This window comes from uncultured Salinicola sp. (genome assembly GCF_937921195.1).
Taxonomy (GTDB): Bacteria; Pseudomonadota; Gammaproteobacteria; order Pseudomonadales; family Halomonadaceae; genus Salinicola.
Window position 1 is genome coordinate 12488 of record NZ_CALFQK010000215.1, and the last position, 19678, is coordinate 32165.

The 19678-nt window shown below is 66.5% G+C and carries 20 protein-coding genes; 7 read left to right on the plus strand and 13 right to left on the minus strand.

What is annotated here, in order from left to right; all coding sequences use genetic code 11:
• The first annotated feature begins 55 nt into the window (after nucleotides 1-55).
• Nucleotides 56-259, plus strand: a complete 204-nt coding sequence (locus Q0602_RS25140) for a cold-shock protein (protein WP_071229947.1) — start codon at nucleotides 56-58, stop codon at nucleotides 257-259.
• A 234-nt stretch (nucleotides 260-493) separates the two neighbouring features.
• Here the strand turns inward: Q0602_RS25140 and Q0602_RS25145 are convergent, their stop codons facing one another.
• Entirely contained in the window at nucleotides 494-757 is a 264-nt protein-coding gene (locus Q0602_RS25145) for a type B 50S ribosomal protein L31 (RefSeq protein WP_110598504.1), read from the minus strand.
• Between the two features lie 157 nt (nucleotides 758-914).
• Here Q0602_RS25145 and Q0602_RS25150 point away from each other — a divergent pair, with 157 nt between their 5' ends.
• On the plus strand, nucleotides 915-1220 hold the full coding sequence (locus tag Q0602_RS25150) for a hypothetical protein (protein ID WP_295036552.1): 306 nt from the start codon (nucleotides 915-917) through the stop codon (nucleotides 1218-1220).
• A 9-nt stretch (nucleotides 1221-1229) separates the two neighbouring features.
• Here the strand turns inward: Q0602_RS25150 and Q0602_RS25155 are convergent, their stop codons facing one another.
• Nucleotides 1230-1508 (minus strand): hypothetical protein, encoded by a 279-nt coding sequence (locus Q0602_RS25155; protein WP_110598502.1) that lies wholly within the window; start codon nucleotides 1506-1508, stop codon nucleotides 1230-1232.
• A 161-nt stretch (nucleotides 1509-1669) separates the two neighbouring features.
• On the opposite strand from Q0602_RS25155, the gene Q0602_RS25160 reads away from it, so the two are divergent.
• Together Q0602_RS25160 and Q0602_RS25165 are read left to right on the plus strand one after the other, a co-directional pair.
• Nucleotides 1670-2560, plus strand: a complete 891-nt coding sequence (locus Q0602_RS25160) for a CHAD domain-containing protein (RefSeq protein WP_298849006.1) — start codon at nucleotides 1670-1672, stop codon at nucleotides 2558-2560.
• Nucleotides 2561-2710: 150 nt separating this feature from the next.
• A complete protein-coding gene (locus Q0602_RS25165) occupies nucleotides 2711-4288 on the plus strand; it encodes a BCCT family transporter (RefSeq protein WP_298849008.1) in 1578 nt (525 codons plus the stop codon).
• Nucleotides 4289-4410: 122 nt separating this feature from the next.
• Here the strand turns inward: Q0602_RS25165 and Q0602_RS25170 are convergent, their stop codons facing one another.
• The 10 genes from Q0602_RS25170 to def all read right to left on the minus strand — a co-directional run bounded on the left by Q0602_RS25170 (nucleotide 4411) and on the right by def (nucleotide 15187).
• Entirely contained in the window at nucleotides 4411-4881 is a 471-nt protein-coding gene (locus Q0602_RS25170; protein ID WP_295036556.1) for an Hsp20 family protein, read from the minus strand.
• A gap of 304 nt (nucleotides 4882-5185) precedes the next feature.
• A complete protein-coding gene (locus tag Q0602_RS25175; RefSeq protein WP_298849011.1) occupies nucleotides 5186-6400 on the minus strand; it encodes a TraB/GumN family protein in 1215 nt (404 codons plus the stop codon).
• A 121-nt stretch (nucleotides 6401-6521) separates the two neighbouring features.
• Nucleotides 6522-7763 (minus strand): serine/threonine transporter SstT, encoded by a 1242-nt coding sequence (sstT, locus tag Q0602_RS25180; RefSeq protein WP_295036560.1) that lies wholly within the window; start codon nucleotides 7761-7763, stop codon nucleotides 6522-6524.
• Between the two features lie 192 nt (nucleotides 7764-7955).
• A complete protein-coding gene (locus tag Q0602_RS25185; RefSeq protein WP_298849013.1) occupies nucleotides 7956-9404 on the minus strand; it encodes a TrkH family potassium uptake protein in 1449 nt (482 codons plus the stop codon).
• 52 nt (nucleotides 9405-9456) lie between these two features.
• A complete protein-coding gene (gene trkA, locus Q0602_RS25190; RefSeq protein WP_298849015.1) occupies nucleotides 9457-10830 on the minus strand; it encodes a Trk system potassium transporter TrkA in 1374 nt (457 codons plus the stop codon).
• Between the two features lie 166 nt (nucleotides 10831-10996).
• Complete coding sequence (locus Q0602_RS25195) at nucleotides 10997-11203, minus strand: dodecin (RefSeq protein WP_149433629.1); 207 nt, start codon at nucleotides 11201-11203, stop codon at nucleotides 10997-10999.
• 154 nt (nucleotides 11204-11357) lie between these two features.
• A complete protein-coding gene (gene pncA / locus Q0602_RS25200; RefSeq protein WP_295036565.1) occupies nucleotides 11358-12098 on the minus strand; it encodes a bifunctional nicotinamidase/pyrazinamidase in 741 nt (246 codons plus the stop codon).
• Between the two features lie 153 nt (nucleotides 12099-12251).
• Complete coding sequence (rsmB, locus tag Q0602_RS25205) at nucleotides 12252-13580, minus strand: 16S rRNA (cytosine(967)-C(5))-methyltransferase RsmB (RefSeq protein WP_298849021.1); 1329 nt, start codon at nucleotides 13578-13580, stop codon at nucleotides 12252-12254.
• Nucleotides 13577-14572: a methionyl-tRNA formyltransferase gene (gene fmt, locus Q0602_RS25210; protein WP_298849023.1), complete on the minus strand. Its 996-nt coding sequence runs from the start codon at nucleotides 14570-14572 to the stop codon at nucleotides 13577-13579. Before fmt ends, rsmB begins: the two co-directional genes overlap by 4 nt.
• Nucleotides 14573-14680: 108 nt before the next feature.
• The gene (gene def / locus Q0602_RS25215; protein ID WP_295036571.1) at nucleotides 14681-15187 is read right to left on the minus strand and encodes a peptide deformylase; all 507 of its coding nucleotides are present in this window, start codon (nucleotides 15185-15187) and stop codon (nucleotides 14681-14683) included.
• A 150-nt stretch (nucleotides 15188-15337) separates the two neighbouring features.
• Here def and Q0602_RS25220 point away from each other — a divergent pair, with 150 nt between their 5' ends.
• Nucleotides 15338-16552 carry a LysM peptidoglycan-binding domain-containing protein gene (locus tag Q0602_RS25220; protein ID WP_298849025.1) on the plus strand — a complete coding sequence of 405 codons (1215 nt, stop codon included), beginning with the start codon at nucleotides 15338-15340 and terminating at the stop codon, nucleotides 16550-16552.
• A 49-nt stretch (nucleotides 16553-16601) separates the two neighbouring features.
• Complete coding sequence (gene dprA, locus Q0602_RS25225; protein WP_298849027.1) at nucleotides 16602-17810, plus strand: DNA-processing protein DprA; 1209 nt, start codon at nucleotides 16602-16604, stop codon at nucleotides 17808-17810.
• Between the two features lie 29 nt (nucleotides 17811-17839).
• Here dprA and Q0602_RS25230 read toward each other — a convergent pair whose 3' ends face one another.
• On the minus strand, nucleotides 17840-18676 hold the full coding sequence (locus Q0602_RS25230) for a 5'-nucleotidase, lipoprotein e(P4) family (RefSeq protein WP_298849029.1): 837 nt from the start codon (nucleotides 18674-18676) through the stop codon (nucleotides 17840-17842).
• Nucleotides 18677-18977: 301 nt separating this feature from the next.
• On the opposite strand from Q0602_RS25230, the gene Q0602_RS25235 reads away from it, so the two are divergent.
• Nucleotides 18978-19529, plus strand: a complete 552-nt coding sequence (locus tag Q0602_RS25235) for a Sua5/YciO/YrdC/YwlC family protein (protein ID WP_298849031.1) — start codon at nucleotides 18978-18980, stop codon at nucleotides 19527-19529.
• Nucleotides 19530-19678 lie beyond the last annotated feature (149 nt).

Below are 19678 nucleotides of genomic sequence, written 5' to 3' on the forward strand. Positions count from 1 at the left end.
TCGGGTAGCACCCGGCAATCGTAATTACGCGCTAAGCGCATAAGGAATTCGGAACATGGCAACTGGCACAGTTAAGTGGTTCAACGACACTAAAGGCTTTGGCTTCATTTCTCCGGCAGATGGTGGCGACGACCTGTTCGCACACTTCTCCGAGATCCAGGCTGACGGCTTCAAGTCTCTGCAGGACGGTCAGGAAGTTTCTTTCGACGTCACTCAGGGCAAAAAAGGTCTTCAGGCTGCTAACATCAAGCCGCTCTAAGACTTTCGGTAGATCCATCGCCCTAGCGCGATAGAGATTCCAGCACCAAGGCCCGCTCACGCGGGCCTTGGTGTTTTTGCGTGTCCGAATTGATTCTCGCGACCCAGTGGATTCCAGGATGGCCTTGCTTGGTCAGGCGGGATTCGTGGGGAGCATTGAGATAGGGCTTCGGCTACACACCTCGGCCGCGTCAGCGACCGGGGTGTATTCCGTTAGGTAGGTCCGGCTTTCGATTCAGCTCTGGCGACGCGATGTTACGCTGCCGAAACGACGCTTGAACTGGGCGGCACGGCCTTCGGTGCCGACCTCGCGCTGCTTGCCGGTGTAGAACGGGTGGGATGCCGAGGAGATGTCGAGGTGCACGAGGGGATAGGTGTTGCCATCCTCCCACTCGATGGTCTCGTCGGAGGTCATGGTCGAGCCAATCTTGAAATACTGGTTGACGCTGGTGTCGTGGAAGATCACCTGACGATATTCGGGGTGGATGCCGGCTTTCATGGGATTCTCCGTTCGGTTTGTTTTGTAATGTTATTACATTTCTTGTTTGCAGGGCAATCGTCCGCGTCATGGGGACGCATCGCCCGCCACGCCTGTGCGAAACGTGGCGGGATCCGCTATCATCGCGTTTCCCCAGCCGGCCAGATAGCCTCTCTCCATGCATAATCTCTACATCCCCGTCGCCGCCATCCTGCTGGCGTTCGCCGTCATCTTCGGTGGGCAGGCCTTGTCGGATAGCCAGGTCGACGACGACATCAAGTCCCTGATCGCCCGGCAACTGGGCGGGGACGACGAGATCGAGTTACAGGCGATGAGAGAGATTCAGAAGGGGTACGGCGTGTGCGGCCAGTATCGGGCCGCCGGGCAGCGCCACTCCTTTTCGCCGTTCTACTACAGCAAGGTCAACGAGCGCGTGACGCTGGGCGCCGAATCCGAGCGGTATCGGCGCCACTGCGGTCACTGAGCGACAGGTTCAAATCTGCTGAAATCGCTCGATGCGCTCCCGGATGGCGTTCTCGGGGCCGATGAGATCCAGCAGGTCCGATTCGGTCAGGCCGATATGCTGATGGCCGCGGGCGATCGAGGTGTAGTTTTCCCCCTCCCGAATCGCCTCCTCGACCAGTAGTGAAAGCTCCTTGCGATCATCAAGCGAGGCGGGGTCGTAGCTCTGTCGCGCACGCTGGAACTGGTTGGCCTGTTCCCTGCGACAGCGCTGCAGCAGACTCTCGGTGATGAACGGTGTGCTTTTCATGGACCTTACCCCATCGACGGCGAAGTTCCCCTTGAGATTAGAACCGATTCGAAGGCCGCCACCATTGGCATTTTGGTGTAGAGCGCTCTCCCAGGCGTCTGCTCCGGATTTGGCTAGACTGGTTTCATCGCCCATCGATTCCCGGGCGCGTGGGAGGCGTCATGCCATACCGGTTGAAGGCGCGTGAAGAGATCGAGTCCGGCGTTCGGCGTATCGCCACGGAACAGGTCGATCGTGCCAGGAGGGCGCTGGCGGACGAGCATCCGGCCGACGCGATACACGAGTTGCGCCAGCGCTGCAAAAAGATTCGTGCCCTGCTGAGGCTGGTCAGGCCGGCGCTGGGGAAGCGCTATGCGCTCGAGAACCGTCGCTTTCGCGACCTGGCTCGCGAAGTGGCCGGCGATCGCGACGATCAGGTGCTGGTGACGACGTTCGATGCGCTGCTCGCGCAGGTCGACGAGCGCATCGATCGTCGTCACTACGCGGCGATCCGGCGCAAGCTCGATCTGCGTCGCCAGCACGCCTGCGGTCAGGAGACCTCGTCCGATCCGGGCGCCCTCGATGCGCGCCTGCTCGAGGCGCGCGAGGCGATCGCCCTATGGCGTCTCGATCGTTCCGGCTTCGCCGCTATCGCCGGTGGCTGGCAGCGGAGCTATGAACAGGGGCGCGATGCGCTGGCTCGGGTGCGGGACGAACCGACGACGGTGGCGCTGCACGACTGGCGCAAGCGCGTGAAGTATCACCGTCACCACTGCAGCCTGCTGCGTGAAGCGTGGCCTCGTGTCTTGGAGGCGCGCGCCGAGGAGGGCCATCGGCTGTCGGACATTCTCGGTGACGACCATGATCTGGTCATGTTGGCCGAGCGTCTGAATGCGGGGGAGATGTCCAGCGTCGATGCGTCCCGGCGAGCGCAGCTCGCGACCTGGGTCGAGCGCCGCCGGGCGAAGCTGCGGTCCGAGGCGCTGCCGCTGGGGCGGCGGTTGTTCGCCGAGCCGGGAAAGCCGGTTCGCAAGCGGATGGCCCGCTACTGGGGTATCGCCACCGCTCGGTGAGACGCTCCGGGAAAAAGCGGATACTGTCCCTGATACCTTCGCGGGTATTTCGCGGGGACATGGTCCGCGCATTAGCGACGTCGAATTTGCGCTATTAGACCAAGGTCGGTAGTGTGGCGCGCTTCATGCCCAAAGAACCCTCCCTCTGATATGACCTCCGACACCAACGTGCCATCGACGCAGGGTGGCCGTTTTGGCGATCCCGTCGTGCTTGTGCTGACCATCGGTTTCATCCTGATCTTTCTGGCGGCATCGGCGATCGCGCCGGATACCGTCGCACGGGTGATCGATATCGGCTTCTCCTGGTCCGCCAGAACTTTCGGCAGCCTGTTCCAGTTGCTGATGCTGTTGACCTTCTTCATCGCCATCGGCGTGGCGCTATCCCCGGCCGGGCGGGCGCGAATCGGGTCCCAGGACCGGCCCGACATGAGCACCTTCCGGTGGGTCTCGATCATCCTGTGCACGCTGCTGGCAGGCGGTGGCGTATTCTTCGCCGCCGGCGAGCCGATCTATCACTTCGTGGTCACGCCGCCGGCGTTCGACTCCCAGCCCGGGACCGCCGACGCCGTACCGAACGCCTTGGCCCAGGCCTTCTTCCATTGGGGATTCACCGGCTGGGCGATTCTCGGCACCTTGCCGGTCGCGATCCTCTCGCATCAGCATTACCAGCGCGGCATGCCGTTGCAGCCGAGAACGCTGCTGGCACCGGTGCTCGGTGACCGCCTGGTGAGCGGTTTTCTCGGCGGTGTGGTCGATGCCATCTGCGCGATCGCCGTCACCGCCGGTACGGTCGGGCCGCTGGGTTTTCTAGCGACCCAGGTCAGCTTCGGTCTCCACGACCTGTTCGGCTTTCCGCGCGGCTATGAAGTGCAGTTGGGGATTCTGGCGGCGCTGGGGGCGATCTACGTGACGTCGGCGGTGACCGGGATCGATCGCGGCATCCAGGTCCTGAGTCGCCTGAACGTCATTCTGGCCATGGTGATCGGTGGCATCATTCTGCTGTTCGGGCCGACGCAGTTCCTGGTCGATAGCTGGTTCCAGGGCTTCGGCACCTATCTCGGCAATTTCTTCGAGATGTCGACCATGACCACGGTGACGGCGTCGCCGGGCTGGATGAAGTGGTGGACGGTGTTCTTCTTCGCCTGGTTCGTCGGCTTCGCGCCGCCCATGGCGATCTTCGTCACCCGGATCTCCCGCGGGCGCACGGTGCGCGAGATGATCATCGCCACGGCGGTCATGGCGCCGGTGGTCACCACGGTCTGGTTCACCTTGCTGGGCGGCTCCGGCATCTTCTACCAGCTCCAGGGCGCGATCGATCTCAGCCAGCCGCTGCAGAACTTCCAGTTCGACGTGGCGACGTTGACCGTGGCCCAGGCGTTGCCGGGCGGCGTCTGGATGGCGCTGGCCGTGCTGGTGCTGACCACGGTGTTCGTGGCCACCACCGGGGATTCGATGAGCTATGCCGTGTCCGTGGTCTGTGCCGGTAACGATGATCCCGGGTCGGCGCTAAGGGCGTTCTGGGGTATCGTCTTCGCGCTGATGGCGGCCATCCTGCTGGGAATGGGCGAAGGCCAGGTCAGCGTGCTCCAGCAGTTCCTGGTGATCCCCGCCGTGCCGGTGGCACTGCTGCTGGTGCCGACCTTGTGGCACGGGCCCAAGGCGGCCTATGCGATGGCCAGGGCGCAGGGCGTGCTGGACGACTCGCCGGCGACACGGCCGCCGCGCTGAATCCAGGTCGACCCCCTCAACGGCAACGCCCCCGACGGATGCATCCATCGGGGGCGTTGCCGTTCTACCGCGGCGCTTTGCCATGGCTATGACAGCCGTGGCATCTCCACGTCGTCATCGGCTCAGACGGTCACGGCTTCATCCGCCGGCTGGGTCTCCAGACGGCCCTGGCTGCCGTTGATCGGGATCTGGCGCGGACGCTGCTCTTCCGGCACGACGCGCAGCAGGTCGACGATCAGCAGCCCATTCTCGAGCCGGGCGCCCTGGACCTCGATGTTCTCGTCGAGGCGGAACGACAGCTTGAAGGCGCGCTGGGCGATGCCCTGGTGCAGGTACTGCACCTTGTCGTCTTCCTGACGCTCGCCTTTGCCGGCGGTGATGGTGAGCACACGCTTCTCGACATTGACGTCGAGTTCATCCTCGGCGAATCCCGCCGTGGCCACGGCGATGCGGTAGTCGTTCTCGCCATACTTCTCGACGTTGTAGGGCGGATAGCTGGGCACGTCGTTCTGCATCGCGGATTCGAACAGGTCGTTGAGACGGTCGAAGCCGACGGAGCGACGGAACAGCGGTGAGAGTGACAGGGTGTTCATGGGTAACCTCCTGATTGACAGCGAAGTTTCAGCGACACTCGGGTCCATCCCGAAGTGCCGGGTCGCAGACCCGCTTGGCGGCATCTGCCGTCGAGAGAAGCGGTGCAGCGGGAGTGTCGTCCCGGGCTGTGCTCTCGACATTATGTTAAATAGGGGCGCCGAATACGTTTTCAAGCGATCGATACGACGGAGCATGAAAATTTTTTCGCTGCGCCCGAGACCGGCGTGGTTGCCGGCCTCGGGCGCTATATGGCGACGCCGGCGCGGGATTCAAGTGTCCGGTATCGACGAGAGGGGAAGGCGTTCAGCCGAACAGCTGCCCGGCGATTCGCAGCCCGGCGACCCAGGTCGCGATGGCGGAGCCCAGGCTCGAGAGCAGAAAGACCAGCAAGGTGCGGGCGACGCGATTGCGCCACCAGCCGCGCCAGTGGCTAACATCGCTGCGTAGCCGCGAGAAGTCGCCGACAGTGGGGCGGCGCAGGTAGAGTTCCACGCCGGCGGTCACGAAGCCGACGCCGATGGTCGGGTTGAGAGAGGTGAGCGGGGCGCCGACGAAGGCGGCGGCGATGGTCAACGGGTGGCCCAGCGCGATCAGGGCGCCCAGTGCCGAGAAGCTGCCGTTGATCAGCACCCATTCGCCCACCAGCGACCAGCCGAACGCCGTGTCGCGGCTGAAGCCGATGGCGAAGCCGGTCAGTACCAGGGCGACGATCACCCACGGGATCGCTTTCCACCAGCGGGCGCGGGGCGCGGTCGATTCCAGGTTGGCGCGCTCCTGGATCACGGCGTCCAGTTCGGGCGGGCGCTGGCCCAGGGTTTCGAGGTGCGCCTTCATGCCCTTGAGGTGGCCGGCACCGATCACCACCAGCACCCGCTGGGTGCCGCCGTCCGGCAGCTCCTCGACCAGCCTGAGCGCCATGTAGCGATCGCGTTCGGTGATCAGCGGCTCGTACAGGGTCTGGGACTGCTCGGCGAATTCGGCGAAGGTGGACTCGAGTACGTCCCCCTGCTTGAGCTTCTCGATCTCCTCGCTGGAGACCTTCTGGCGCGACAGCACGCTGCCGAGCAGGCCGGATATCAGGCTGAAGCGCTTGTACCACGGCACGTTCTGGTAGATGCGCTTGAGGGTGACACCGATCTCGCGATCGATCAGGTAGAGCGGCAATCCGGCCCGCTGGGTCTCCTTGACCGCCGTGCGCATCTCCGCACCGGGTTCGATTCCCGACTGCTCCGCCACACGCTGCTGGAAGGCGCCGAGCGCGAGGCTGGCGGCGACCATGCCGGCCTTGCCCTGCTTGAGAACCTGGAACAGGTCGAGCTTGGCCATGGCGTTGGGCTGGACCAGGCTCTGATGACGCGAGGTGCAGAGTTCGATCGCGACGGCGTCGAACTCGCCGGAGCGGATCAGTTCGCGCACCTCGTCGGCGCTGGCCTGGGAAACGTGGGCGGTGCCCAGAAGCGTCAGGTGATGGGCGGCGAGGTCCACGGTCTCGCGAGGTCCGGCGGCATTGTCAGGCATCAAGGGAGCGTTCCAAGGCTGAAAGAGAGTCGCCCCATATTGCACGTCACGCCGCCGATTCCAAGCCGTTGACAGCGAAAAACGCCGGTCGCCGTCAACGTCGGCCCTGTTCGACGCTCGATCACTCGCCGGTGAGGCGCTCCCGGGCGCGCGGCGAACGGCAGGCGGCGGCGGTGAACAGCACGTCGGTGGAGGAGTTGAGCGCGGTCTCGGTGGAGTCCTGGATCACGCTGATCACGAAGCCGATCGCCACCACCTGCATGGCGACGTCCGCCGAGATACCGAACAGGCTGGCCGCCATCGGAATCAGCAGCAGGGAGCCGCCGGCCACGCCGGAGACGCCGCAGGCCGCCAGCGCCGAGACGATGCAGAGCAGCAGCGCGGTAGCGAAATCCACGTCGATTCCCAGCGTATTGGCGGCCGCCAGGGTCATCACCGTGATGGTGACCGCGGCGCCGGACATGTTGATCGTGGCGCCCAGCGGAATCGAGACGGAGTAGGTGTCGGCATGCAGGTCGAGGCGCTTGCACAACTCCATGTTGACCGGGATGTTGGCCGCGCTGCTGCGGGTGAAGAAGGCGGTGATGGCGCTTCCGCGCAGGCAGGTGAAGACCAGCGGGTAAGGGTTGCGGCGCGTGTAGAGGAACACGATCAGCGGGTTGCTCACCAGTGCCACGAAGAGCATGCAGCCCAGCAGTACCGCGAGCAGTTGGGCGTAGTCGGCCAGGGCGCTCATGCCGGTGGAGGCGAAGGTGTTGGCGACCAGTCCGAAGATGCCCAGCGGGGCCAGGCGAATCACCCAGCGAACCAGGCCGGAGACCGCATCCGACAGATCGGCCAGCGAGCGGCGCGTGGTGTCGCTGGCGCGGCGCAGCAGCAGGCCGAGCCCGACGGCCCAGGCCAGGATGCCGATGAAGTTGGCATCGGTCAGGGCGTGGATGGGATTGTCCACCGCGCTCATGGCCAGGTTGCGCAGGATCTCGGCGACGCCGGTCGGCGGCGTGCCATCGGCCCGTGGGGCGTCGATGATCAGCGAGGTCGGGAACAGGAAGCTCGCCGCCACCGCGATCAGCGCGGCCACCAGCGTGCCGATCAGGTAGAGCATCAGCACGCCGCGCACCTGGGTCGGTTGGCCACGCTGGTGGCTGGCGATGGCCGCCATCACCAGCACGAAGACCAGAACCGGGGCGACCGCCTTGAGCGCGCCGATGAACAGATCGCCGAGAATGGCGACCGACGGCGCGATCGACGGCGCCAGGGTGGCGAGGAGCAGGCCGGCCGCGATCCCGATCAGGATCTGGGGGATGAGCCCGATACGGGGAAGAAGCGAGGAAGCGGTGCGGGTGTCGGAACTGGCGGACATGACTCTCTCTTGGGGTTGCCGAGGCGGCGTGGCCGCGAAGGGCGGCATTCTATCACCGCTGCTTCCGTCGAACTTCTCGAAAAACCTGTCCGTAGCTCAATCTTTAGTGTCATTCACCCATATCCGGCGGAGCGGGCGGTGAAAAAACGATGCGCTGTGGACGGGCGAGAGTGGTTACTCGCGACAGTATCGTCAGCGCCGCCAGAATGCCGGTGTGAACAGCACCAGGATGGTGAAGATCTCCAGTCTTCCGAGCATCATCGCCAGCACCAGGATCCACTTGGCGGCGCTGGGGATGTCGCCGTAGTCGGTCGAGACATCGCCCAGTCCCGGACCCAGGTTGTTGAGCGCCGAGCCGATCGCCGACCATGCCGTCACCTGGTCGAGGCCGGTTGCGAGCAGGGCCAGCAGCATCACCACGAACAGCATCATGTAGACGGAGAAGAAGCCCCAGACGGCTTCGGCGACGCCTTCGGAGATGCGCATCTTGCCGACCTTGACGGCAAACACGGCGTTGGGATGGATCAGTCGGTGAATCTCGCGGATGCCCTGCTTCAGGATCAGCAGGATGCGGATCACCTTCATGCCGCCACCGGCCGAGCCCGAGCAGGCGCCGACGAAGGCCGCCATGAACAGCATGATCGGCAGCACGCCGGGCCAAAGCGTGAAGTCGGCCACGCTGAAGCCCGAGGTAGTCGCCACCGAGACCGCTTCGAACAGCCCGTGCCGAAAACCGGTGGCGTCGTGATAGGTGCCGGTAGCGAACAAGGTGATGACGGTGATCGCGATCAACAGGCCCAGGAAGGTGACGAAGAAGCGAAACTCCGGGTCGCGGATGTACTGCAGCAGGCGTCGTTCCCGCCATACCGCGAAGTGCAGTCCGAAACTGACCGAGGAGGCGACCATGAAGAAGACGCAGATCATCTCGATCGTGGCACTGTTGAAGTGCGCGATGCTGGCGTCGTAGGTGGAGAACCCGCCGACGGCCACGGTGGCGAAGCTGTGGCCGATGGCGTCGAACCAGTTCATGCCCGCTCCCCAGTAGGCCAGCGCGCAGACGACGGTGAGGATCACGTAGATGTACCACAGCGCCTTGGCCGTCTCGGTGATCCGGGGCGTCAGCTTGGAGTCCTTCAGCGGGCCGGGGATCTCGGTCCGATAGAGCTGCATGCCGCCGATGCCCAGCGTCGGCAGGATCGCCACCGCGAGCACCACGATCCCCATGCCGCCCAGCCACTGCAGCTGCTGGCGGTAGAAGCGGATCGAGGCGGGCAGATGATCGATGCCGCTGAGCACCGTGGCACCGGTGGTCGTTAGGCCGGAGAAGGATTCGAAGACGGCGTCGGTGAACGACATCGACGGCGCATCGGAGACCATGAACGGGATCGTGCCGAACAGCCCGAGAACGCTCCAGAACAGCACCGTGATGATGAAGCCGTCACGCGTACGCAGTTCGCGCTTGGCACGACGGTTGGGCCAGTAGAGCAGCGCGCCGGTGACGATCGAGATCGCCATGCCGGCGCCGAAGGCGTGCCAGTTGCCGTCATGGAAGATCCGCGCGATGACCATCGGCGGCACCATGGTCAGGCTGAACACCATCAGCAGCAGCCCGACAATGCGGAGGATCACCAGTAGGCTCACGCGGCGTCCCCCACCGGTCGGGACGGGCAGGCGGTGTCGGATGAATGGACCATCAGAAAAAGGTCAGGCCGACCTGGAACAGCCGCTCGACGTCACGAATGCGTCGCTTGTCGACCACGAACAGGATCAGGTGATCGCCGCTCTCGATCATGACGTCGTCGTGGGCGATCAGCACTTCCTTGCCACGGACGATGGCGCCGATGCTGGTGCCGCTGGGCAGGTCGACCTCGCCGATGGTACGGCCGACCACCCGGGAGGAGCGCTTGTCGCCATGGGCGATCGCCTCGATCGCTTCGGCGGCGCCGCGGCGCAGCGAGTGGACGTTGACAATATCGCCACGACGAACGTGGGTGAGCAGGCTGCCGATGGTGGTCTGCTGGGGAGAGATCGCGATGTCGATCTCGCCGCCCTGGACCAGGTCCACGTAGGCGGCGTTGTTGATCAGCGTCAGCACCTTCTTGGCGCCCAGGCGCTTGGCCAGCATCGACGACATGATGTTGACCTCGTCGTCATTGGTGAGCGCGCAGTAGATGTCGCAGTCCTCGATGTTCTCCTCGAGCATCAGGCGCTTGCTGGTGGCGCTGCCGTGCAGCACCACGGTGCGGTCGAGCTTCTCGGAGAGCGCGCCGCAGCGGCCGAGATCGTGCTCGATGATCTTGACCTGATGCTTGTGCTCCAGCGTCTCCGCCAGGCGTTCGCCGATGTTGCCGCCGCCGGCGATCAGCACCCGCCGGAAGTCGCGGTCGACCTTGCGCAATTCGCCCATGACCGTGCGGATGTCGCGGCGCGCGGCGATGAAGAAGACTTCGTCGTCGGCCTCGATGACGGTGTCGCCGGTGGGGATGATCGGGCGATCGCGACGATAGATCGCGGCCACGCGGGTGTCGATGTTGGGCATGTGGCGACGCAGGAAGCCGAGCTCCTGCCCCACCAGCGGACCGCCGTAGTAGGCCTTGACCGCCACCAGCTGGGCCAGGCCGCTGGCGAAATCGAGCACCTGCAGCGCGCCGGGATATTCGATCAGGCGGCGGATGTGGTCGGTGACTACCTGCTCGGGGCTGATCAGCACGTCCACCGGGATGGCGTCGTTGGAGAACAGGCTCTTGCGCGTCAGATAGGCGGTCGAGCGCACGCGACCGATCTTGGTCGGCGTCCGGAACAGCGTGTGGGCCACCTGACAGGCGACCATGTTGATCTCGTCGGAGCTGGTCACCGCGATCAGCATGTCGGCGTCTTCGCCGCCGGCCTGACGCAGAATGTTGGGGTAGGATGCGGTACCGATCACCGTGCGGATATCGAGACGATTCTGCAGCTCGCGCAGTCGCTCCTCGTTGATATCCACCACCGTGATGTCGTTCTCTTCATTGGCCAGATGTTCTGCCAACGTACCGCCGACCTGACCGGCACCCAGAATAATAATTTTCATGCCAAACCATCACGGAAATACAGCGTACCGCCTGCCAGTTTACCCGGCCCCGGAGGATCGGAACGAAACCCGCCCGGCACCGAAATCAGCGCGTAGCATAACGAGCCGGGCCCCCGAATGACAGGACCGCGGACGACATCCCGTCCGCGGTCGCCGGCCGCGCCGCTCAATCCAGCGAGACACCCACCTTGATGGTCACCTGCCAGTGGGCCAGCTTGTCGTCCTCGAGGTGGCCGCGAGTCTCGGTGACCTCGAACCAGCGCATGCCGTGCAGCGTCTTGCCGGCTTTCTGCAGCGCGTTCTGGACGGCGTCCTCGATGCTGGTGGGAGAAGAACCGGTCAGTTCGATCTGCTTGTAGACGTGGTCGCTCATGAGACAGCTCCTTGGTTGGAAAGGCCCCGGCGATCATCGCCGGCGGCCGATGGCCCCTGGATTCCGTGGGGCGTCGGGAAATGTCCGGGGCACCGACAAGACTCGAGTCGCTGACGGTGCGCGGCCTGTCGATGATGCCTGGAACGGGCACGGCTCAGGCGTCGACGATCGCGATGCCCAGGGCCGAGAGCCGCTGCCGGGTCTCGTCGTCGGTCTCGAAGGTGACGGGGCGCGTCAACGACCACAGGAAATGGGTGTTGAAGCCCGCCGCTACCGCGTCCTCGGCGGTCCACAGCACGCAGACGTCCCGTGCCAGCCCGCAGAGATAGACGTCGGTGACGCGCCGGTCGCGAAGCCAGCCGGCGAGGCCGGTGGCGGGGCGGTGGCCGTCGGGGCCGACGTTGTTGCGAAAGGCGCTGTAGGAGTCGATGCCGGGATCGGTACCCTTGCGGATGATCGCATCGCAGCAGGACCAGTCGATGGCCGGGTGCAGGGCCGCGCCCTCGGTGCGCTGGATGCAGTGATCCGGCCACAGGGTCTGGGAGTGGCCGTAGAGGTCGATCGCCTCGAAGGGCTGGTGTGGCGGATGGCTGGAGGCGAACGAGACGTGTCTCGTCGGGTGCCAGTCCTGGGTGGCCACCACGTGGGCGAAGGCGTGCTGGGCGAGCAGCCACTCCAGCCCCAGCAGGATCTCGTCGCCCTCGGCGCAGGCCAGCGCGCCGCCTGGCATGAAGTCCGGCTGGACGTCGACGACGATCAGGGCGCTGTGCGGGGCGACGCCACCGAGTGCCAGCCCGGCGGGCTGCGTCTCGGTGATCGCCCTCTCGGTGGTCTGCGTCTCGGTAGTCTGCGTCTCGGTGGTCTGAATAGTATCGATGACCTCGTTGTCAGGCACGACAGGCGCTTCCCGGATGGCGGATTCGTCTTCAGTATCGAAGGCGGGCGGGGATGTCGCAAGTGCGGGCCGCCCCGACGTGTCGTGGTCTACGTCGGGGCGTCGCGCTATCCCGTTGGCGTGACTGTCGAGATGGGGACGACGGAGAGACGGTCAGGCGTGCTTGCGCAGCCGTGCATAGAAGAAGCCGTCGTGGCCTGTCGGTATCGGCAGCAGCTGCCGGCCATGGCCGGTTGGGCGGCCCCAGTCGAGCTCCCGGGGCATGTCGGCGTCGGCCTCCGGCGTGCGTGCCAGGAAGGCGTCGATCTGGGCTTCGTTTTCCGCCGGCAGCACCGAGCAGGTGGCGTAGAGCAGGACACCGCCCGGCGCGAGCTTGCTCCAAAGCGTATCCAGCAGACGCGATTGCAGCGCCGCCAGTTCGGCGATGTCGCTGTGGCGACGGGTCAGCTTGATATCCGGATGGCGTCGAATCACGCCGGTGCCGGAGCAAGGGGCGTCGAGCAGGATCGCATCGTACGGCTGGCCGTCCCACCATTCGCTGTCGGCTTTCGGATCGCTGGCATCGGCAGCCCGAAGCCTGGCGTCGAGACCCAGTCGCTGCAGCGTCGACGCGACCCGCTTCAGGCGCGACGGGTCGATGTCCAGCGCGGTGAGTTCAGGGGCGAAACGTTCGAGCAGGTGGGCCGTCTTGCCGCCGGGGGCGCTGCAGGCATCGAGCACGCGTTTACCTTCGGTATCGCCGAGAACCGGCGCCAGCAGGTCGGCACAGAGCTGGGCCGATTCGTCCTGGACGCTGACGTCGCCGTCGGCGAAGCCGGGCAACTGGGTCACGTCGCAGGCGGTCGCCAGCCGAACGCCGTCTTCGGCGAATTCGCAGGGTGTCGCGTCGAGCCCCGCGGTCTCGAGCCGTTTCAGGTAAGCCTCGCGGGTGACGCGACGCCGGTTGACGCGCAGCGTCATCGGCCCCGCCTCATTGTTGGCCTCGCAGATCGCGCGCCAGTCGTCAGGCCAGGCATCGCGGAACTCCAGCAGTAGCCACGCGGGATGCCACAGTGCGACCGGCGCGTCCTTGTCCACCTTGGCCTGCAGCGCCACCGACTCGCGCTGGAACCGGCGCAGGCAGCCATTGAGCACTTTCGTCGCCCACCCCTTGCCGAGCGCGCGCGCGGCGCCCGCCGTTTCGCTGACGGCGGCATGGGGCGGTACGCGCATATGGAGGATCTGGTACAGCCCGATCAGCAGCAGCGCCTGGATGTCGGTATCGCGCTGCTTCATGGGTTGGCGCAGCAGCTGGCCAGCCAGGGCATCGAGGCGTGGATGGGCGCGGCAGACGCCGTAGCAGAGCGCCTTGACGAAGCCTCGGTCGCGCTCCTTGATCACGCTGGCGGCCAGGTCGGCATCGAGACCGGAGAGCGACCCCTTGCCGTCGAGCACCGGTACCAGCAGTCGCGCGGCAAAGGCGCGGGTATCGCCAGGATTCATCGGTCGGCTTCCTTGGGCTGGCCCAGGCGCTGGCCGGGGCTGAGACGGGGATGGTTGGCGTTGAGCAGGTCGCGGGCCGCGAGCGGCTTGCCGCCCGGCATCTGCAACTGCGTCACGCGCAGGACGTCGCGGCCGTCATCGCCACAGGCGATGCGGATCGCGCCCGCGTCGGGTTCGAGCAGCGTGCCTGGCACGGTGTCCTTGCCGCTGGCTTCGGTTTCCGGGGTCGCGAACCATAGCCGCAGTGGCTCGCCGTCGAGCCGGGTCCAGGCCACCGGCCAGGGGTTGAAGGCGCGAATCCGGCGCGACAGCGCCGCCGCCGGCTGGCGAAAATCGAGCTCCGCCTCGGGCTTGGAGAGCTTGTTGGCGTAGGTGACGCCGGACGCCGGTTGCGGCGTGACACTCAGGCCGCCCTCGGCCAGCGCATCGACGCCCTCGACCAGTGTCCGGCCACCGAGCTCGGCAAGGCGATCATGGAGGTCACCGCCGGTGGTGGTGGCGTCGATGGGGGTCCGTTCGATCAGCAGCATGTCGCCGGTGTCGAGACCGGCATCCATCTGCATCAGGGTGATGCCGCTCTCGCTGTCGCCGGCCTCGATGGCGCGCTGGATCGGCGCCGCCCCGCGCCAGCGCGGCAACAGCGAGGCGTGCACGTTGAGACAGCCCAGCCGGGGAGTGTCGAGCACCGCCTGCGGCAGCAGCAGGCCATAGGCGACCACGACCATCACATCGGCAGCGAAGTCGGCCAGCCGTCGTTGGGCGTCCTCGTGCTTGAGGCTGAGCGGCTGTTCCACCGGCAGATCGTGCTCGAGCGCCAATGTCTTGACCGGACTGGGCGTGAGCTTGCGCCCCCGGCCGGCGGGGCGGTCCGGCTGGGTGTAGACGCCAACCACCCGATGGCGGGAGGCGAGCAGCGCCTTCAGGCTCTCGGCGGCGAAGTCGGGCGTACCGGCGAAGACGATCCGCAGCGACTGCCCTTCACGATGAGGCATTCGATAGGTTCCTGATGCTTGAAGATGAACGATGCCGGGGAATGACGAAAGGCCGGCGTCGCGGGGACGGCCGGCCTTGGAAAGCCCGCGGATCGACGAGGCAGGCGATCAGGCTTCCTGCTTCTGGCGCTTCTGCATCTTCTTGAGAATGCGGTCGCGCTTGAGCGGCGACAGGTAGTCGACGAACAGTACGCCTTCCAGGTGGTCGCATTCGTGCTGGATGCAGTGGGCCAGCAGGCCGTCGGCGTCCAGTTCGTAGCCGTTGCCGTCGCGATCGGTCGCCTTGAGATGAACGCGCAGCGCCCGCGGTACCTCGGCGTAGTAGTCGGGTATCGACAGGCAGCCTTCCTGCAGCGGCTCGCGCTCGTCGTCCAGCGGCTCGTAGCTCGGGTTGATCAGCACCAGCGGATCGTTGCGGTCGTCGCTGACGTCCATGACGATCACGCGCTGGTGAACGTCGATCTGCGTCGCTGCCAGACCGATGCCGGAGGCGTCGTACATCGTCGCCAGCATGTCGTCGACCAGGGTGCGGATGCCGTCGTCGACCTGATCGACCGGCGCGGCCTTGGTGCGCAGGCGCGGATCGGGGTATTGAAGAATGGTTCTGATGGCCATAGTCGTTTTGCGTGCCTATCGGCATGAGTGGCGTTAACTCACTATTGTAGATCGACAGCGTCGGCGGGGAAACCGCCGCGCCGGTTCGAGGCTCGCGAGCGACGATCCCGGGGTGCCGGACCCTCAAGTCCGGCGCTGCGGCGCCGATCTATGCAGCAATACCTCGAGGGAATCACCGGTGGGACGACGCCAATGATCAGTCTGGAGAGGGCGCGGCCGCGCCGCGGGCGCGCCATGATGTGGCGCTGGCTGCTGGCCGGCGGCGTGAGCATGATGGTGGCGCTGCCGACTCCGGCATGGGCGCTGTCGCTCAAGGCGGACGCGCCCGCCCGATACACCGTGCGCGAGGGCGACACGCTGTGGGGAATCGCCTCGCGCTTTCTCGATTCGCCGTGGCAGTGGCAGGCGCTGTGGCGTCAGAACCCGCAGCTGTCCTCGCCCCAGAAACTCTATCCCGGCGACCTGCTCAGACTCGACGCTGGCGCACCCCGGCTCTCCCTGGAGCGCGGGCGCGGCCAGACGGTGCGGCTCTCGCCCGGCGTGCGCCGGGCGCCGGCGCGGGATGCCGTGCCGGGTCTGCCGCTGGATCGCATCAAGGTCTTCCTCGACGCCTATCAGATCGTCGATCCCGCCATTCTCGATGACGCGCCGACGGTCGTTGCCGGGCAGTCGCAGCGGCTGCTGAGTGGCGCCGGCGACACGCTCTACGCGCATGGAGCCCTGCCGCCCGTGGGCACGACACTGGGCGTCTATCGGCCGGGAACCGATTATCGGATTCCCCTGCCGACCGCTGCCCCCCGTCAGGCGGCGCAACAGCCGGAGGCCGGGACGACGCCCGGTCAGGAGGCGCTCGGCCGGACGCTGCGAGGGCTGGAGCTGCGGCGGCTCGGACACGCCAAGGTGGTTCGAAGCGTGAACGAAGTCGGCGAACTGGAAGTACAGGACGCGGTCCAGGAGATCCGCAGCGGCGACTATCTGCTGGCGCTGACCGAAGGCGGCATCGCGACTCGGTTCCAGCCGCGGGCGCCCGAGACACCGGTGGTCGCGACGATTCTTTCCGTCCCGGCCGGGGTGCGTTTCATCGGTCGCTACGATGTGGTGGCGATCGACCGCGGTCGCGCCGACGGACTCGAGACCGGGCACGTGCTGCAGGCGATGCGTCAGGGCGAACGCGTGCATGACGACAGTCGCGATGCCTGGGTGACGCTGCCGGATAGCGAGGCAGGGGCCGTGATGGTCTTCCGCGTCTTCGAACACCTGAGCTACGCCCTGGTCATGCGGGCGTCCCAGCCGCTGGCGGTGGGAGATCGCCTCGTCGTGCCGCGCGATCTTCGCGAGGCGGTGGCCATGGGAGGGGCGCCTTGAGCGCGGCATCGACGACGGCGGCTCGCCGCCAGGCCGGCGAGTGCTCGCGGTGAGCCCGACGCTGCGCGACTGGCTGGCACTGAACGCGCTCCCCGGCCTGGGCCCGGTCCGGCTGGCGCCGCTGATGCGGCGATGGCGCGAGGGGGGCGACCTGGCATGGCCGCAGGGCTGGCTGGCGGCGCTACCCGCCAGCCTGGCCCAGCCGCTGCGGCTGTGGCTGGAACACCCCTCGCGTAGCCCGATCACGCCGGCAGTCGACGCGGCGATCGAGTGGGAGCGTGCCGACCCGCGGCGTCATCTGCTCCATCCCGGTCATCCGGTCTGGCCCGAGCTGCTGACCCAACTGCCGGACCCGCCGACGGTGCTGTGGGCCAAGGGAGAGCTCTCGGTACTCTCGCAGCCCGCCATGGCGATGGTCGGCACCCGGCGACCCACGCGGGAAGGGCAGGACAACGCCGTGCGTTTCGCCAGGGATCTCGTCGGCAAGGGATTCTGCATCGCCAGTGGCATGGCGCTGGGTATCGACGGCGCCGCACAGCGGGCGGCGCTGCAGGCCGGCGGCGCGACCATCGGCGTGCTGGGTTGCGGGGTGGACGTGATCTATCCGCCGCGTCATGCCCCGCTCTTCCGGGAGCTGTTGGAAGGGGCCGGGCTGCTGATCTCCGAACATCCGCCGGAGACGCGGGCCCATCCGCGCTTCTTTCCCCGACGCAACCGGCTGATCACGGGGCTCTCCCAGGGTGTACTGGTGGTGGAGGCCGCGGAGAAGAGCGGCTCGCTGGTGAGCGCGCGCCTGGCGCTGGAGCAGAACCGGGAGGTGTTCGCGATACCGGGGTCGATTCACAATCCCCAGTCCGAGGGTTGCCTGCGCCTGATCCGGCAGGGCGAGGCCGCGCTGGTGCGTCATGTGGAGGACATCGTGGGCGATCTCTCGCCCTGGCAGGTGCCGATATCCACCCCCGAGTCCGCCATCACGCCTCCATCCGACCCGCCGGGCCGGCCGCCGCGCCGACGGTCGGCTGCGCCCGGGCCGATGGGAGACGAGGTCGCCAGCCCGGCGCCGTCGACCGAGGCGGCGGCGATCGAGAGACCGGCGTCGCCGCTACTGGCGGCCCTCAGCGACGCACCGACGCCGGTGGATCTGCTGGTCGAGCTGACCGGGCTGTCCGTCGCCGACATCCAGTTGGGCCTGCTCGAACTCGAGCTCGATGGCTGGGTCGTCCAGACCACGGGCGGCTGGGTCAGGAGAGGGCGTTGACGCCCTCCCTGCTCGCCCCGGGCCAGGTTTCAGGGTGTCGGCCCGCCCCATACCTCGAGGTGATTGCGGCGAGCACGTGACTTCTGCTCGTCGCTCAGGCTCCAGTCCCCGCCGTAGATCGCTTCCTCCCACGCGCCGTAGGCGGGATTGGGCAGCACGATGTAGCGGCTGCCGAAAGCGTCAGCCTGGGCATTGACGGCGGCGCGTCGCGCCGCGGCGCTCTCGCGGTCGAATCCCTGGGAGAAATCCCCCAGATTGTCGCCCATCAGCAGCACGACCCAATGCGACTGCGCGACGCGCAGGCGCCTGGCCGTCTTGTCGCTCGAGTCGGTACGCGGCAGGAAGTGCTCGCCGTCGGCATCGGGGAAGCCGACCTGGCGCAGGTTGCGCAGCGTCGCCTCCGTTTCATTGTCGCGGCGGTTGGTGACGTAGAAGATCTCCACGCCCCGCGATGCGGCGTAGTCGAGAAAGGACTTCGCCCCCGGCATCGGTACCGCGCTGGCCTTCTCCACCCACTGGTGCCAGCTGTCGCTGGCGTAGTTCTCGTCGTTGGCGATCAGCCACGCCTCGTAGGGGCTGTTGTCGAGTACCGTCTCGTCGACATCGACGATGATCGCCGGCGGGCGCTGGGTCTGACTGCCAGGCGCGGCGAGCGCGCGGTCCAGGTTCATGCGGGCCAGGTTGAAGGCTTGGTGGCTGAGCGCGGCGTACTCGCCGGAGGACTGCATCCAGACCGTTGCCATCACCAGTTCGTCGGCGAGGGAGACTCGCGGGGCGGGCGGTTGCGCCGGCTGCTGGGCGCAGGCGGCGAGACCGCCGGTCAGCGCCAGCGAGAGGAGTATCGGGGGCAGCGATGAGCGGGGCATTGGCGGTTCCTTGATTGTCCTGTTCGGTCGATGAACATCCGCTCCCTCAATATGGCCGCCGCCAGGCGCCTTCGCCACCTCGAGCGGGTCTGGGGTGCGACGTTGGAGCACGGCCCGGCCGCTTGCCGGCGTGTTAGAATTCGGCCCATGGGCAGCAGCTCGACTGTCGTGGAAATGGCAGCCGGACTGTGGCGGAAGCAAGGCCCGGATGCCGGTGGAAGAGAGACCCAGGTTGTCCCAGAAGAGAGACCCAGGTTTTCCTAGAAGAGAGATCCAGGCTTTCCCAGATAGAGAGACCCAGATGCATCAAGATTTCTCGGCGGCGGTCTCCTCCCTGCGGCAGGGAGGGATCATCGCCTATCCGACCGAAGGGGTATGGGGGCTCGGCTGCGATCCGGACGATGAACGGGCGTTGGCGTCGCTGATCGCGCTCAAGGGGCGCGCCAGCGAAAAGGGCCTGATCCTGATCGCCGGCGACATCCGGCAGCTCTCGGACTGGCTCGAGGGCATCGACGAAGGCGCCCGGCAACGCCTCCTTGAGACCTGGCCGGGACCTCACACCTGGCTGATACCCGACAATGGCCGGGCCAGGCCGCTGCTGAGAGGACGTCATCCCACGCTGGCGGTTCGTGTCAGCGACCATCCGCTGGTGCAGCGGTTGTGCGCCGCCTGGGGGGGACCCGTGGTGTCGACCTCGGCCAATCGTGCGGGCGAAGCGCCGGCGATGAGCGCCGACGAAGTGCGCCGGACATTCGGCGGTGCGCTGGGTGCGATCGTCGATGGGCCGCTCGGTGGACGCGACCGGCCAAGCACCATCCGCGACCTGATGACCGGCCGGCTGCTGCGCGCCTGAAGGTGCCGGGCCGTGCGCAGCCGCAGTGCCGATGCCCGCCCTGAACTCATATTCTCCGGACCCGAAGGAACGATGACCGTGGCACATCCCCATCTCGAAAGCGTCAAGGACTATCTGCTCACGCTGCAGGATTCACTCTGCGACTCGCT